The following is a 15302-nucleotide window of genomic DNA, read 5'->3' on the forward strand; positions in this document are numbered from 1 at the left end:
ATGTGCTCTTTTAATGGTCTGGCTGCGCCGTCACCTCAGTGGTAACCGGCATCCCCTTCGCGCACCTTGCCCCGGAACACGCGATACTGCATGACGTTGTAGACAAGGATGATCGGCAGCACGATCACCGTGCCGACCAGCGCAAACAACTGGCTCGAGTGGCTCGACGATGCTTCCCAGATCGTCAGCGACGGCGGAACGATGTTCGGCCAGATGCTGATGAGCAAACCGCTATAGCCGAGAAAGCACAGCGCGAGCGTGAGCAGGAACGGCGTCGCCTCGTGCTTCTGGCGAAGCGAACGGAAGACGCCCCACACACAAGCGACCACAAGAATCGGCACCGGCAGAAACCAGCCGAGATTGCCGCTGCCGAACCAGCGATGTGCAACCGCCGGCAAGCCGATTACCGTCCATAGACTCACGACGACCATCACCCCGAGCAGGATGCTCACAAGCGGCCGCATCACCTCACGCATCTTGTGCTGCAATTCGCCATCCGTCTTCAGGACAAGCCAGCCGCAACCGAGCGTCGCATACGTGGTGAGTACGCCGATTCCGCAGAACAGGCTGAACGGCGACAGCCAGTCGAACGCGCCGCCGGCAAAGCGGCCATCGACGATCTTGATGCCTTGCAGCAGCGACCCCAGCACGATGCCCTGGCAGAGCCCCGCGAGCGCGGAACCGCCAATGAAGGCGAGGTCCCACGCGTGTTGGGTCCTGACGGCCTTGGCGCGCAGTTCGAAGGCCGCCCCGCGGAAGATCAGGCCGATCACCATCAGGATCAGCGGGAGATAGTTCGCCGGCAGCAGCGTCGAATAGACCACCGGGAACGCCCCGTAAAGCCCGGCGCCGCCGAGCACGAGGAATGTCTCGTTACCGTCCCAGACCGGCGCGATGGTATTGAGCATCACTTGCCGGTCGCCCTTCTCCTCGAAAAACGGAAACAGCAGGCCGATGCCCAAGTCGAAGCCGTCCAGCATCACGTAGATAAAAACGCCGAGTCCGATGATCGCGGCCCACACAACAGGAAGATCGATTTGCATGGCGTCACTCCCCTTCCAGTGCGTCCAACGGACGATTACGCAGGACCGGATGCCGACGGGAATCGCGGCGCTCGACGTGCTCTTCAGGTCCGCGCTTCATCATCTTCATCATGTAGTAGAAGCCCATGCCGAACACGAGGAAATACACCAGCACAAAAATCAGCAAGGAAACGCCGACCTGCTGGGAACTGACCGGCGAGACAGAGTCCGCAGTGCGCAGGACACCGTAGACCGTCCACGGTTGACGGCCGACCTCGGTCGTTACCCACCCCGCCAATAGCGCCACGATTCCGGAAGGCCCCATGCACAGGACGAAACCCTGATACCAGCGCGTCTCGTAGAGGCGGCCGCGCACTCTGAGCAGCAGACCAAGCAGCGCCGTCAACAACATCAACATGCCGAGACCCGCCATGATCCGGAAAGTCCAGAACACGATCGGCGAATACGGACGGTCCTCGGGCGGAAACTCTTTCAGGCCGCGAATCTCGCCATCCCAACTGTGAGTCAGAATCAGGCTGCCCAGATGCGGTATCTGGATCGTGTATCGCGTCACTTCCGCATCCATATCGGGCAGGCCGACCAGATTGAGCGCGGTGCCCCCGTGCTCGGTTTCCCACAGGCCTTCAATCGCCGCGATCTTGGCCGGCTGATATTTGCGCGTGTTGAGTCCGTGCGCATCGCCGACGAAAATCTGTATTGGCGTCAGGAAAAGCAGAATCCACAGCGCCATCGAAAAACTACGCGTGACGGGTTTGTCGCGCCGACCCTGCAACAGATGCCACGCACCGCACGCGGCAACAATGAAGCCCGCGACGATGAACGCGGCAATCGTCATATGCGCGAGGCGATACGGAAACGAAGGATTGAAAATCACCTTCATCCAGTCGACCGGTACGATCCGACCATTCTCGACAGCGAATCCTTGCGGCGTCTGCATGAAGCTGTTCGACGCGAGAATCCAGAACGTGGAAATGAGTGTGCCCACCGCAACCATTAGCGTGGCGAAGAAGTGCGCGCGTGGACTGACGCGTTGCCAGCCAAACAGCATGACGCCGAGAAAGCCGGCCTCGAGAAAGAATGCGGTCAGCACTTCGTAAGTCAGAAGCGGCCCCGTGACGTTGCCGGCCACGCTGGAAAAGCCACTCCAGTTGGTGCCGAACTCGTAAGCCATCACCACGCCCGAGACCACCCCCATGCCGAAGCCCACCGCGAAGATCTTCGACCAGAACTGGAACATCTCCTTATAGGCAACGTCGCCGGTGAGCAGCCAGCGCCATTCCAGCACCGCGAGGAAACTCGCCATGCCGATACTGATCGCGGGAAAAATAATGTGAAATGAAACCGTAAACGCAAACTGCAACCTGGCAAGGTGGAATGCATCGAAGATTTCCATAATTGATCAATGGCTCCAGGTGACAACCGCATTTGCGTAAAACGGCGTTCACGCCCGTTATCCTGCAGGCCGGTCAACTGGACGCGCACGTCCGGTTGATCGACCCGTCATCGCTCAAAGTCAGGCTTGTGCCGAGCGCACAACATGAACCGGAACAGACTTGTACGAAGGCGTGCCGCTCTCCTTATCGATAAAGTCGAGCGGCACCAGCACGTTCGCTTCAGGATAGTATGCCGCCACTGAACCCGGTGCGATGTTGTAAGCAATTACCGTTATTTTCTTCAAGCTTCGCTGCCTGCCCGCTGAAATCGTTTCAATGTCGACCAGATCGCCATGCTCGAGTCCACGTGCGGCAAGATCGTCTTCGTTCATAAACAGCACGTCACGGCGACCGAACACGCCCCGGTAACGATCGTCCATGGCATAGATGGTGGTGTTGTACTGGTCGTGGCTGCGGATTGTGATGAGTCGCAGCACATTTTCAGCGCCGAAAACGTCTGCATCTTCCTTCACCCCGCCGTACACCGAGAACATCGCCTTGCCTGACGGCGTGGGCCACACGCGTTCGGTCGGGGGAAGCGGCATACGGAATCCGCCCGGCACTCTGATTCGTGCGTTGAATGCCTCGAATCCCGGCACAGTTTGCTCGATCAGGTCCCGAATCTTGTCGTAGTCGGCAACCAGTTCCGACCATGCCACCTTGCTATTCGGTAACGCAGCTCTCGCAATACCGGCGACGATCGCAGGCTCAGATAGCAAGTGTTCGGAAGCAGGCTTCAGCTTGCCCGAAGAAGCGTGGACCATCGACATGGAATCCTCGACCGTAATGGATTGCCGGCCGGTCGCCTGGATATCCAGTTCCGTGCGCCCCACAACTGGCAGCACGTACGTTTCTTTTGCCACCAGCAGGTGCGAACGATTGAGCTTGGTACCGAGATGGACGCTCAGATCGAGCTTGCCCATGGCCGGAAAGCACTGCTCGGAATCAGGTAACGCAACAGCGAAGTTTCCACCGAGACAAATCAGCGCCTTGGCCGTACCGTCGATCATTGCCTGCATCGCCTGGACGGCATCGTGTCCGTGCGCCGCGGGCGGCTTGAAGCCAAATACATCTTCGATCTGCTTGAGGAAGGTGGCGGACGGTTTTTCGGTGATACCGACCGTGCGGTTCCCCTGCACGTTGGAATGCCCGCGCAAAGGACAGATGCCTGCGCCGGGTTTGCCGATGTTCCCGCGCAATAGCAACAGATCCGCAATCAGACGGACATTGGCGGTACCTTTGTTATGCTGGGTAACGCCCATACCATACGTGACAATCGTCGCATTCGATTTTGCATAGGCAATCGCAACCTCGTCGATATCCTCACGCGTGAGTCCACTGGCCTTTTCGATATCGTCCCATGACGTCGCTTCCAGATCGGCGGCAAACGCGTCGAACCCCTGGGTATGCGTTGCAATGAACTCGTGGTCCAGAACCGTGTTGCCCTGTTCCGCGTCCATCTGCAGGAGCGCCTTCATGATGCCTTTGAGGGCGGCTGCGTCTCCACCGGCGTCGAGCTGAAAATAGGTCGACGCGATTCGGGTCGACGCGAAGGTCGCCATTTCGAAAACGCTCTGCGGATCAGCGAAGCGCTCCAGCGCGCGCTCGCGCAGCGGATTGAACACGATGATCGGCACGTTGCGCCGCGAACATTCGTGGAGCGTCCCCATCATGCGGGGATGATTCGTGCCCGGGTTGTGGCCGATCGAGAGGATCAGTTCGGTCTTGTCGAAATCATCCAGCGATACCGTACCTTTGCCGATCCCGATCGACTGGGGCAAGCCAACGCTGGTCGGCTCGTGACACATGTTCGAGCAATCCGGGAAATTGTTGGTGCCATATTCCCGCGCAAGCAACTGAAAGAGGTAGGCGGCCTCATTCGACGCTCTGCCTGAGGTATAAAACTCGGCCTCGTCGGGCGAGGACAAGCCGCGCAGCACTTCACCAATGCGAGCAAATGCGTCCTCCCATTCGACCGCCCGGAATTTGTCCGTGGCACGGTCGTAGACGAGCGGATGCGTCAGGCGGCCGAGATCCTCCAGTTCGTAATCCGTCCGTTGCAGCAGCGACGACACCGTGTTGTTCTCGAAGAACTCCGGCGTGACCCGCTTGGTCGTCGCTTCCCATGTGACCGCCTTGGCGCCGTTCTCGCAGAACTGGAACGTGGATTTGTGCTCCTTGTCAGGCCACGCGCAACCCGGACAATCGAAGCCATCAGGCTGATTGGTCCGCATCAACGTGATCGGCGCCTCGATGCTTTCCATTTGTGTTCGGACGGCCTGAGCTGTCGCCCGGAGCGCTCCCCAGCCCCCAGCGGGTCCGTCATACGGTCGGATTCCAGGCACTTCGCGTCGTGTGGTCATCTGAAACTCCATGGCCTTTATTAGGATGCCTGATGGCTATCCGGATTGAGGTTACGCCGCATCACGGCATAAAGCGTGGATACGAGATCAGTCTAATCAGGTTGATGCATCGTGAAAGGTACAGATCGATCCGTGGCGGGCGTGCACAGTACACGCAGCACAAGCACTGTCACATCGCCCGGATCACCCAGGCTGGGACCCCGTACACCGTCGGCAATGACGTAGCGGTGGCTCCCAGCTGGTTATGCACCTCATTGCTTCGAGTGAGCGCTTTCCGTTTCCTCGGGGCTGCTGGCCTCTTTGGACGGTTTCTTCTTCGCACGTCCGTTGCTACCCTTCGCGCCCGTTGCCTTGGGCGTGGATGGCGCCTCGCTCTTGCTGAACTTCACTTTGCCGCTATCCTTGTCGTAACTGACATCGACGGTGTCACCCGACTTCAGGACGTCGCCAAGCATCTCCTTCGCAAGCCGCGTTTCCAGTTCCTGGCGAATCTGGCGCTTCAACTCGCGTGCACCGAACTCCGGCCGGTAACCAGCATCGGCGAGGTGATCGACAACCGATTCGTCTATCTTGAGAGTAATGTCCTGTGCAGCGGCAGTGCGCACGACCCGTTCGAGCTGGATCTGCACGATCGAGCGGATGTTGTCGCGCGAGAGCCCGTGGAAAACGATGATCTCGTCGATCCGGTTCAGGAACTCAGGCCGGAAGTGGCCCTTGAGCACCCCCATCAATTCCTCGCGGATTGCTTTCTCGGTCTGGCGGTCCCCCTCCGGTTTTTCGAGGTTGTCCATGATGATCGATGCGCCGAGGTTGCTCGTCGCAATGATGATCGTGTTGCTGAAGTCCACCACGCGGCCCTTGCCGTCGGTCAGCCGCCCGTCGTCGAACACCTGCAGCAGCACGTTGTACACGTCGGGGTGCGCCTTCTCGATCTCGTCAAGCAGGATCACGCTGTAAGGGCGCCGCCGCACGCGCTCGGTCAGTTGCCCGCCCTCGTCGTACCCGACGTAGCCCGGAGGGGCCCCGATCAACCGCGCGACCGAGTGACGCTCCATGTACTCGGACATGTCGATACGAACGACCGCCTGCTCGTCGCCGAACACCGTTTCTGCCAGCGCCTTAGCGAGTTCGGTCTTGCCGACGCCCGTGGGTCCGAGGAACAGGAACGTCGCGATCGGCCGGTTCGTCTGGCCGAGTCCGGCTCTTGACAGGCGCACGGCATCGCTCACGGCAATCACCGCGTCATCCTGGCCGACCACGCGTTCGCGCAGCTTCTTCTCCATATCCAGCAGCTTCTGGCGCTCTTCCTGCGTGAGTTCCGTGACCGGAATCCCGGTAAGACGCGACACCACTTCGGCGATTGACTGCACGGTCACTTCGAGCGTCTCCGAACCGGTCTTGCGCTGCCATGCTTCCATCTGCTCGTCGAGTTTCGTCTGCTTTTCGCCGATAGTTGCCTCGAAAGCCTTCGCTTCATCGAAGCGTTTGCGCGAGGAGGCATAATCCTGCTCGCGCTTCGTCTGCGCGATTTCGGCTTCGAGTTCCTGGATGGCCGCGGGACGCGAGGTCGCGCCGATGCGCACACGTGCCGCCGCCTGGTCAATCAGGTCGATGGCCTTGTCCGGCAAAAAGCGCGACGTAATGTAGCGATCCGACAGTTCGGCTGCCGCAACGAACGCATCGTCGGCGAACGTCACCTGGTGGTGTGCCTCGAGCTTGTCGCGCAGGCCACGCAGGATGACGATGGTCTGCTCGACCGTCGGCTCCGGCACCAACACCGGCTGGAAGCGCCGCTCGAGCGCGGCATCCTTTTCAATGTACTTCTGATACTCGTTGAGTGTCGTTGCGCCGATCAGACTGAGTTCGCCGCGCGCAAGCGCAGGCTTGAGCACGTTCGCGATATCGAGGCCGCCCTCGCCCCCGCCCTGCCCCGCGCCCACGATCGTGTGCAGTTCGTCGATGAACAGAATCAGCTCGTCCTGCTTCGCTGTGACTTCATCGATCAGTTGCTTGGCGCGCTCCTCGAATTCGCCGCGATACTTCGCGCCCGCTACCATCGAGTTGATGTTGACTTCGACGAGCCGCTTGCCGCGCAGCACTTCAGGCACGTCGCCGTTGATGATGCGTTGCGCCAGCCCTTCGACGATCGCTGTCTTGCCGACACCCGGCTCGCCGATCAGCACGGGGTTGTTCTTCTTGCGCCGCGCGAGCACTTCGATCGTACTTTCGATTTCCTGCGCGCGGCCGAGCACCGGGTCGAGCTTGCCCTGACGTGCCATGGCTGTGAGGTCGCGCCCGAACTTGTCAAGGTTGGGCGTGCCGGTGGGCGTGTCGACACGACCGTCCTCCGCGCCTTTGCCCACGACTTTTACGACCTTCTGCCGCAACGCCTCTGGCGTCACGCCATATTTCTTCAGCAGTGTGCCCGCGATACTGTCCGGCACGGCAGCAAGCCCAATGAGCAGATGTTCTGGGCCGACGTATGAATGCCCGAGATCGCGCGACGCCTGGAACGCATACTGGAACGCCTTTTTCAAACGAGGCGATATGGTCATCTTGTCGACCGGCGAGTCAGGATCACCCTTTCCTTTTTGCGCATGCTGATCGATGTAAGCCTTGATGTCCTGCGGCGAGAGCTTGAGTTCCTTCAGCAACGCCGCACACACATCAGTGTCCGCGAGCACGTACAGCAGGTGTTCGGTGTCGAGTTCGTTACGGCCAAGCTCGTGTGCTTTTTCCGCGGCGCGCTGTAACAATTCGAGCGTCTGCTCGCTGAAAGCATCGGTGGCATCGACCGATTCACGCGGCACTTCGGCATAGCCAGCATCATCTTCCTCGTCCCCGCCCTCCATGCCGCCGAAGAAGCGCGACAGGCCTCCGCCTCCCAGCAGTGAATCGAATGGGTTCTGCATGCTTTGATGTCGCATCAATTGCCGATAGTCGTAGTCGCAGATCGATAAGGACTTCCGCTCGCCGTTTTGCACAACGGTTACACGGGCGACAGCGGGACGGGCATTACAGATTTCGCAGAGAGCTGGCATCGGGAGTCACCTTTTCGGTTAAGGCATCCGGCTACGTAAAAGGTTATGGGGCACGGTCATATGGGTTGCGAACGTTCGACGGGCTTGGTGAACATGTCACCTGAGTGACGGTTGATGGCCCGTTTGTCTGGCTCAATAACCGGGGACACGTGATAGTGATAGCTCATCGAGCGCGTTTAAGCATCGGCGCGGAGCAGCTGTTCGTGCTCGACGAGCACTGTCTGAACAATACGGATTGGTTACAACGGCGATATCAGCATGATTAGCATAACGAAACCCTGAATCCGTCATTGGATTCTATGAGGGGCTTGTGAATAATGGAACATTGGTTTTTCCGATGATAGGCATTGGCGCAATCTGCCAGCGGCACCTCATGGAACAGGATTTCGCGGTCCGGATTCAGGACCGCATCAGGTCTTTTCTGACATCACAGCGGCGTTGGACACCATTATTTGCCGGTCTCGCGCCGGCTCTGCTCTTCAACAGTCAGGATCGCTTCCGGGGCGACTTCGAGCCGGCCTTTCGGTATCGGGTCACCACTCTCATCGGAGAGACCGTAAGTCCCCTCGTCGATCTTCTGAAGCGCGCGCTCGATATCGCTGATGCGTTGGTCGTTCACGTCGTGCAGCGCCTGGTTGACCTCGTTCTGCGCCATGCCCTGCGCCTCGTCCTCGAACTCGTGCGCTTCGTCGCCGTGCTCCTCCTCGGCCGTTCGCTCGTCCGCGATCGTATTCTCCTCTCCACCCAACAGTTCCTGGCGTAACGCGAGGAGGCGCTTGCGCTGCTGCGCGATGAACTCGTCACTCAACGTACCCTGCTGCTCCGACATGGTTCTCTCCCTCGCCCTATATCATTCGACAGCGCGCTTTCAGCCAGCCTAAGGCAAGAATAGTACTAATCTGTAGAGATCAAAGTGCTATGTCGCGGTCAGGCGCCCAACTCCTGAAACGCATGGCCGTTGGCCTCGAGCCCCTTCAGAATGTCCGGCGTCAGCTCGCCTTGCCACACGTGTCCACTGAGTTGCCAGTCACTTGTGTCGACGAGGTCGGGGAGGCCCGCTCCCGCGCGCACATAGAGACCGAGTGTCGGCTTCTTCAGGTTGATGTAGAAATCGAATTCCTGCTGCATGGCAGCACCTCATGCGGGATACGGAGAATCAACTATCGTCGACGTTGTCCGCATAGTGGTCGATAGTGACTTTGCATTCGTCCACAACGACCTGAAGGAAAGCGGGCTCATTTCTTTCAACCCATCGTTCCACATGGAGAAAGCGTGCCGTTCCCAGATCGGCAATGCGCGCCTGATCGGAGGTTGTGACATCGACTGTGACGATCCCCCGGTTACCCTGCAGCGGTGAGATCGTTGCGGCGATCTGGAACCGCCGATATGAAAGTTCATTCTGTGCCATGAAACCTCCCATCAATCGAAAAGTTTGAGCCTCATGATTCTTTTGTACTCGAAGTCTATGAGCAAAGTCATGCTCATGTGAACATCGGTTTCTCCGATGCTAGATATTGGTGAAATACGTCTACCGGTTTGTCACTTAACCTCAATAATCCGCGTGTCGGACTGCTGGAGTTACGGCATGATGACGCTGGAAGAGAAGCCCGCACGCCGCGTTGCGGGCGGATATCGATCATGACCGCTGCAAAGGAGAGAACGATGCCAGCACGCACTGTTTCTTACGGCGAATTCGAAATCGCCGTGCGCCCTGAGCGCAACAAGCTCGGCGCCTGGATCGCAAGTGTGAGTGTGAGTCACGGCACCCGAACAGTCGTCGATATTCGTCCCATGACCGTTCAACCCGAGTGGCTAACCGAAGAAGAGGCAGCAAGAGACGGGGTCGAATGGGGATGCCGGTTTGTCGATCGCGAGTTCAACTCGCCGCCGTCCCGCTCATGGGTTGCCGAGCGCTCTCATGCGGAAACCTGGTTCCGTGATGCAGAAGAATCGGGTAGCTCTGAAACCAGCGCGTAGATAACACACTGACACAGAAACCCTGCGAGGCCACGAATCGTGGCCTCGCAGGGTTAAGTGTGTGAAGGCCGATCAGTGTCGCCGCAGGCGCGCCTCGATTTCCCGGGCATTGAGCGTCGACAGATCCTCACTGGTTTGCTCGAATATCAGTCGACGGGTTTCCTCGCTGAGATCCGCTTTGACCATGCCGAGAAATTTCGGCTCGATGGCAAGTCTTAGCCGATTGTAGAGTTGATGGAGCCGCCCTGCCTCCAGATACTCGGCAACGCGCTTCGCGAATTTCTCGCGGTCCTTTTCCGTCAGCATCGTGCCGGTATATTCAGTGTTGATGAGACTTTCTTTTTCATGCAAGTCGAGTGTGAGCCCGGGCGTCTGGAAAACACGCGCACGGCCTCCGTCAGCCACAACAAGCCACGTCATTCCGATCATCATGCACCTCTAAGCAGGGATTTATCTGCGTGTACGGCATCCGTTCTGACTGCTCGCCTCCGTCCTCGCCGAAAACCGCGACCGCCAACTGCTGCGTCAATGATCATCCATGGTCTGAACGGCGATCACTCAAGATAGCAGTTCGGAGCCACCACGCCCACGGTCGATTTACCGATTCATAGTATAGGTCTTAAAGTTCACGACAACGCCTCCCGTGCGCATCCGCAGCGGCTTCCGGTTTGGCCGGGAGGCACGCATATCCCGTACCCGAATTGCGGGTCTCTGGCTTGCTGGTTAGAAATTGAAGTTGTCGATATTGCTTGAGTCGAACGTGGTCGGCGGTCCAAGAATGATTTCGCCTTGCGGTCCGATCGTGCGCTTGCCGAGCTTGCCGGCATCAAACGATTCGCCTTCCTTGCCGGCAATCGTCCCCGACGACAGCGCCGCTGCCGCATAGGCCGCCAGATAGCCGAGCTGATTCGGATCCCACAACTGGAACGCCTTGACGGTCCCGTTCTTCACGAATGCACGCATCTGATTCGGCGTGCCCAAGCCGGTCACCTGTACCTTGCCCTTGCTCGACGACGACGAGATGTAACGCGCCGCCGCTGCAATGCCCACCGTGGTCGGCGCAACGATCGCCTTCAGATTCGGATACGCCTGGAGCAAGCCTTGTGTTTCGACGAACGACTTCTGGTCGTCGTCATTGCCGTACGCGATCTTCACGAGCTTGATCTTCGAATACTCGGGCTTTTTCAACTCCTCCTGCATCCACTTGATCCAGGTATTCTGATTCGTCGCGTTAGGCGTGGCCGACAGCACGGCAAACTCGCCCTCGCCGCCCATCAGTTTCGCGACCAGTTGGATCTGGCCCCGCCCGATTCCCTCCGCGTTCGCCTGGTTGACGAAAAGCTGACGCCCTTCAGGCGCCGTGTCCGAGTCGAAGGTCACGACCTTGATGCCTTGCGACATCGCTTTCTTCAGATACGGCACGACCGCGTTCGCGTCGTTGGCCGCGATCACAATTGCGTCCTGCCGCTGCGTGATCAGCGTATTGATGTATTGCACCTGCGACGATGCGCCCGCATCCGACGGTCCCACGACCTTGCCTACCCCGTTGAATTCCTTGATCGCGGCCATGCCACCGTCGTCGGCAATCACTTCATAGGGGTTGTTGATCTGCTTCGGCACGAAGGCAATCTTCAGACCGCTTTTCAGGCCTGCTGCGGATGCGGCACAACTGATCGCGACCAGCGCAATGCACAGCGCAGTCTTGCCGGTGTGACGTAAAGGATTGAACATGAGGTGTCTCCTGCTTTGTTGTTGGACGACATGCTGTCCGGGTTGTCGGTATTTGGTATTGGGTATTTCTTGTGGAGCCGGTTATAAGAGAACGTTATAAAGAAGAAGCGGACTTCGCGATGAAACGCCGGTCACGCGCCGCACGCCAGCGCGCAACCAGATTGGGAATCAGCACCGATGCCAGCAGCAGCACGCCGGTGACGATCGCCAGCGTTTCGCTCGACACGTCGTCGAGCGTCAGCGCGTTCTTCAACACGCCGATAATCAGCAGCGAGAGCAGAACGCCGAACATCGAGCCGCGTCCGCCGAAAATACTCACGCCGCCGAACAGCACCGCCGCGATCACGGACAATTCGAACCCTTCGCCGTTATCACCACGGGCGCTGGTGAAGCGCAGCGTGTAGACGACGCCCGCCAGCGCGCTCATCGCGCCGGACAGCACGAACAAACGCAGCCTGATCTTCGCGACCTCGATACCGGAGAAAGCCGCCGCGGTAGGATTCGCGCCGATTGCGTAGAGGCTGCGGCCGAACGCCGTGGACTGCAGCAGCACGGTAAACAGCACCGCGCCGACGATCACGATCGCAAAGGGCAACGGAATGAAAGTCGAGCCGACCGTATCCATGCCGAACGCCGTATAAGCTGCGGGAAAATCCGCGACCGCCTGATCGCCGAGCAACACATAAGCCAGACCGCGAAACAGCGCTAGCGTGCCGATGGTGACCGCGAGCGAAGGCAGGTTGAGTTTGACGATCACGAGGCCGTTCAGCAGACCCGCCAGCGCGCCGGCAATCAATACCAGCACGATCACGACCGGCATCGGCAAGCCCATGTGCCACAGCACGCCCATCAGTGCGCTGGACGCGCCCAGCACTGACGCCACCGAAAGATCGATTTCCGCGGCGACGATAATCAGCGTCATGGGCAGCGCCATCAATGCGATCTCGGTCAGATCGGCGAGGATATTGCTGACATTCGCACCCGTGAGAAAGACCGGCGACAACAAGCGCCCGAGCACGAGCGACAGGGCCAGTACGATGACCAGCAACACTTCCCATTGCAAGGGCGTTTCGCGTTTGCGCGTGAGCAGTGCCGAATCGGGTTTAGCCATGATCGCGTTTCCTCATCATGCGTTTGGCGACGGAGCGGGCCAGCAAGGTGTCGGCGGTAATGGCGGCGACGATCAGCGCACCCTGAATCGCCTGCTCCCAGAATGGCGAGACGTGCAGCACAACGAGCGCGATGCTGATCACACCCAGCACGAGCGCGCCAAGCGTGGCGCCAAGAATGGTGCCCACTCCACCGGTGATCGCCACGCTACCCACCACGGCGGCGGCAACGACCTGCAATTCGATGCCCTTTGCGGTGCTTGCATCGACGGTGCCGAAGCGAGCGAGCCACAATGCGCCCGCGAAACCGGCAATCGCGCCGGACAGCAGAAAACCCGCCATCACGCGACGTTCGACGTTCACGCCGGCAAGCCGCGCCGCCTCCGGATTCGAGCCGATGGCGTAGTGTTCGCGTCCGCCGCGAAACTGCTTCAGATAGACAGCCAGCCCCGCCAGCAGGACGATTGCGATCAGCGCGAGCGTCGGTATGCCGAAGAAAGTGCCGGTAGCGAGACGGGAAAACGCGTCAGGCAAACTGGTCGCGTTGATCTGGCCGCCGTGTACCCATGCATAATCCGCGCCGCGAAAGATGTAGAGCGTGGAGAGCGTCGCCACTAGCGACGGCACGCGCCCCACGGCAACGAGCAATGCGTTGATACTGCCCGCCACCAATCCGATCGCAAGTCCGGCCAGCAACGCGACGATCACCGGCATATGCGGGAACGCAACGTACAGGCTGCCGACCGCATATGCGCTGATACCGACCGTCGACCCCACCGACAGATCGATATGCCGCATCAGGATGACCACGGTCATGCCGGCCGTCAGCAAGCTGATGATCGACACATTGAGCAACACATCGCGCAGATTCTGCAGATTCAGAAACTGCGGTTTCGCGAGCCCCGTACCCACGATCAACAGAATCAGCACGACGAAAAGCGTCGTTTCGCGGCTCTTCGCGACGCCCGCAATAAAACCGCCTGGCGCACTGCCGGTGCGCTTGGGGGCTGACGCCTGAACCGGCGCGGGATGGGTCGTCGAATGGCGCATCATGCGGCGTTCCCCAAGGGTGGAATCGGTTGACCGAGCGCCGCACCCATGATGCGTTCTTCATCGGCTTCAGCGCGCGCTATGTCTGCGCTGATACGTCCCTCGTGCATGACCAGTACGCGATCGGCCATGCCGAGTACTTCCGGCAGCTCGCTCGAAATCATCAGTACGGCCATGCCATCGCGCACCAGTTCCGCCAGCGCGCCATACACCTCGGCCTTGGCGCCGACGTCGATGCCACGCGTGGGTTCGTCGATGATCAGGACCTTGGGATTCGTGGCGAGCCACTTGCCCAGCACGACCTTCTGTTGATTGCCACCTGAAAACGTGCCGACTGGCGCGTTCGGGTCACCCGCTTTGAGGCGCAAACGCGTGCCCCACTGATTGGCCAGTTGCGTTTCGCTTCGCGTGGAAATCAGCCCATGTTTGACCAAACGCCCGAGTACCGTCATCGAGGCATTGCGCGCGATGCTCAACTCCAGTGCCAGGCCTTGCTGACGACGGTCCTCCGGGACCAGCGCGAGACCGGCACGCACCGCGGCGGCCGGACTCCCTGCAGCGAGCCGTTTACCGCCAAGCGAAATTTCACCCGAATCGAGGGGATCGATGCCGAAGATTGCGCGTGCCACCTCACTGCGTCCCGCGCCGACGAGCCCCGCCAGCGCGACGATCTCGCCCGCACGGACGTCGAAGGAAATATCCTTGAATACGCCGATGCGCGTGAGTCCACGCACGGACAATCGCACTTCGCCCGGTGGCCGGTCGGCCTTCGGATAGAAGGTTTCCAGATCACGGCCCACCATCTTCGCGACGATGGATTCAGTGGTGAGATCGGCGGTGAGTCCGTCAAATACTTTCGCGCCGTCGCGCATGATCGTCACGCGTTGCGTCAACGTGAACACTTCATCGAGCCGGTGCGTAATGAACAGAATCGCTACGTCACGCTCACGCAGCTTGCGCACGATCGCGAAGAGCCGCTCCACTTCGGGCAGCGACAAGGCGGCGGTCGGCTCGTCCATGATCAGCACGTTCGCGTTCAACGACAACGCCTTCGCAATTTCGATCACCTGCTGATCGGCAATCGAGAGCCCTCGCACCAGTTGATCCGCACGCAGATCGACCCCGAGCGAGGCCAGCAAACCATCCACTTCGCGGCGCATGGCGTCGTACTGAATGCGGCCGATCCGGTCGACCGGCTGCCGTCCCATGAAAATGTTCTCCGCGATCGAGAGATCGAAGAACAGCGTCGGCTCCTGATAGATCACGGCGAGGCCCGCATCGCGCGCTTCGGCAGGCGTCGCGAAGCGGCGCGCCACGCCGTCGACCAGCAGTTCACCGGTATCCGGTTGATGCACACCCGCGAGAATCTTCACGACCGTCGATTTGCCCGCGCCATTTTCGCCGAGCAGCGCATGCACTTCGCCCGGCCACAACGCGAGATCGCCGTCGGACAACGCGCGGACCCGGCCGAATGATTTGCTCGCGTGCCGTAGTTCGAGCCTGGGCACAGCGGATGGGGATTGCTGCACTACGTGTCTCCTTCTTTTTTGCTTTC

13 protein-coding genes are annotated in these 15302 nt (G+C 59.7%); 1 reads left to right on the plus strand and 12 read right to left on the minus strand.

The features are described 5' to 3' along the window. Positions 1-35: 35 nt before the first annotated feature. The 7 genes from cydB to M0D66_RS12420 all read right to left on the minus strand — a co-directional run bounded on the left by cydB (position 36) and on the right by M0D66_RS12420 (position 9288). Entirely contained in the window at positions 36-1043 is a 1008-nt protein-coding gene (gene cydB / locus M0D66_RS12390) for a cytochrome d ubiquinol oxidase subunit II (protein WP_093636022.1), read from the minus strand. Positions 1044-1047: 4 nt separating this feature from the next. Then, positions 1048-2436: a cytochrome ubiquinol oxidase subunit I gene (locus M0D66_RS12395; RefSeq protein ID WP_093636024.1), complete on the minus strand. Its 1389-nt coding sequence runs from the start codon at positions 2434-2436 to the stop codon at positions 1048-1050. Positions 2437-2556: 120 nt separating this feature from the next. Continuing rightward, the gene (locus M0D66_RS12400; protein ID WP_093636026.1) at positions 2557-4839 is read right to left on the minus strand and encodes an FdhF/YdeP family oxidoreductase; all 2283 of its coding nucleotides are present in this window, start codon (positions 4837-4839) and stop codon (positions 2557-2559) included. A 251-nt stretch (positions 4840-5090) separates the two neighbouring features. Further along, positions 5091-7880, minus strand: a complete 2790-nt coding sequence (locus M0D66_RS12405) for an ATP-dependent Clp protease ATP-binding subunit (protein ID WP_093636028.1) — start codon at positions 7878-7880, stop codon at positions 5091-5093. Between the two features lie 448 nt (positions 7881-8328). Then, a complete protein-coding gene (locus M0D66_RS12410) occupies positions 8329-8709 on the minus strand; it encodes a TraR/DksA family transcriptional regulator (protein WP_211706963.1) in 381 nt (126 codons plus the stop codon). 98 nt (positions 8710-8807) lie between these two features. Next, positions 8808-9008, minus strand: coding sequence for a hypothetical protein (locus tag M0D66_RS12415; protein WP_211706964.1), 201 nt, complete (start codon positions 9006-9008; stop codon positions 8808-8810). Between the two features lie 28 nt (positions 9009-9036). After that, positions 9037-9288, minus strand: coding sequence for a hypothetical protein (locus M0D66_RS12420; protein WP_093636035.1), 252 nt, complete (start codon positions 9286-9288; stop codon positions 9037-9039). A 230-nt stretch (positions 9289-9518) separates the two neighbouring features. Here M0D66_RS12420 and M0D66_RS12425 point away from each other — a divergent pair, with 230 nt between their 5' ends. Then, entirely contained in the window at positions 9519-9857 is a 339-nt protein-coding gene (locus M0D66_RS12425; RefSeq protein ID WP_244869788.1) for a DUF6566 family protein, read from the plus strand. Positions 9858-9929: 72 nt separating this feature from the next. Here M0D66_RS12425 and M0D66_RS12430 read toward each other — a convergent pair whose 3' ends face one another. From M0D66_RS12430 to M0D66_RS12450, 5 genes are all read right to left on the minus strand, one after another. Further along, a complete protein-coding gene (locus tag M0D66_RS12430) occupies positions 9930-10289 on the minus strand; it encodes a host attachment protein (RefSeq protein WP_234487718.1) in 360 nt (119 codons plus the stop codon). Between the two features lie 291 nt (positions 10290-10580). Further along, positions 10581-11588: a rhamnose ABC transporter substrate-binding protein gene (gene rhaS, locus M0D66_RS12435; RefSeq protein WP_054035983.1), complete on the minus strand. Its 1008-nt coding sequence runs from the start codon at positions 11586-11588 to the stop codon at positions 10581-10583. 94 nt (positions 11589-11682) lie between these two features. Next, on the minus strand, positions 11683-12699 hold the full coding sequence (locus M0D66_RS12440) for an ABC transporter permease (protein ID WP_211706965.1): 1017 nt from the start codon (positions 12697-12699) through the stop codon (positions 11683-11685). Next, positions 12692-13750: an ABC transporter permease gene (locus M0D66_RS12445; protein ID WP_211706966.1), complete on the minus strand. Its 1059-nt coding sequence runs from the start codon at positions 13748-13750 to the stop codon at positions 12692-12694. The genes M0D66_RS12440 and M0D66_RS12445 overlap by 8 nt, the downstream gene beginning before the upstream one ends. Beyond that, the gene (locus tag M0D66_RS12450) at positions 13747-15276 is read right to left on the minus strand and encodes a sugar ABC transporter ATP-binding protein (RefSeq protein WP_266210784.1); all 1530 of its coding nucleotides are present in this window, start codon (positions 15274-15276) and stop codon (positions 13747-13749) included. The genes M0D66_RS12445 and M0D66_RS12450 overlap by 4 nt, the downstream gene beginning before the upstream one ends. Positions 15277-15302: the final 26 nt, after the last annotated feature.

This window comes from Paraburkholderia sp. SECH2, from assembly GCF_030464795.1.
GTDB lineage: Bacteria > Pseudomonadota > Gammaproteobacteria > Burkholderiales > Burkholderiaceae > Paraburkholderia > Paraburkholderia aspalathi.

Coding starts and splice junctions, on each gene's coding strand:
- cydB (WP_093636022.1), bottom strand. CDS start 1,043: ATGCAAATCGATCTTCCTGTTGTGTGGGCCGCGATCATCGGACTCGGC.
- M0D66_RS12395 (WP_093636024.1), bottom strand. CDS start 2,436: ATGGAAATCTTCGATGCATTCCACCTTGCCAGGTTGCAGTTTGCGTTT.
- M0D66_RS12400 (WP_093636026.1), bottom strand. CDS start 4,839: ATGACCACACGACGCGAAGTGCCTGGAATCCGACCGTATGACGGACCC.
- M0D66_RS12405 (WP_093636028.1), bottom strand. CDS start 7,880: ATGCCAGCTCTCTGCGAAATCTGTAATGCCCGTCCCGCTGTCGCCCGT.
- M0D66_RS12410 (WP_211706963.1), bottom strand. CDS start 8,709: ATGTCGGAGCAGCAGGGTACGTTGAGTGACGAGTTCATCGCGCAGCAG.
- M0D66_RS12415 (WP_211706964.1), bottom strand. CDS start 9,008: ATGCAGCAGGAATTCGATTTCTACATCAACCTGAAGAAGCCGACACTC.
- M0D66_RS12420 (WP_093636035.1), bottom strand. CDS start 9,288: ATGGCACAGAATGAACTTTCATATCGGCGGTTCCAGATCGCCGCAACG.
- M0D66_RS12425 (WP_244869788.1), top strand. CDS start 9,519: ATGACCGCTGCAAAGGAGAGAACGATGCCAGCACGCACTGTTTCTTAC.
- M0D66_RS12430 (WP_234487718.1), bottom strand. CDS start 10,289: ATGATGATCGGAATGACGTGGCTTGTTGTGGCTGACGGAGGCCGTGCG.
- rhaS (WP_054035983.1), bottom strand. CDS start 11,588: ATGTTCAATCCTTTACGTCACACCGGCAAGACTGCGCTGTGCATTGCG.
- M0D66_RS12440 (WP_211706965.1), bottom strand. CDS start 12,699: ATGGCTAAACCCGATTCGGCACTGCTCACGCGCAAACGCGAAACGCCC.
- M0D66_RS12445 (WP_211706966.1), bottom strand. CDS start 13,750: ATGATGCGCCATTCGACGACCCATCCCGCGCCGGTTCAGGCGTCAGCC.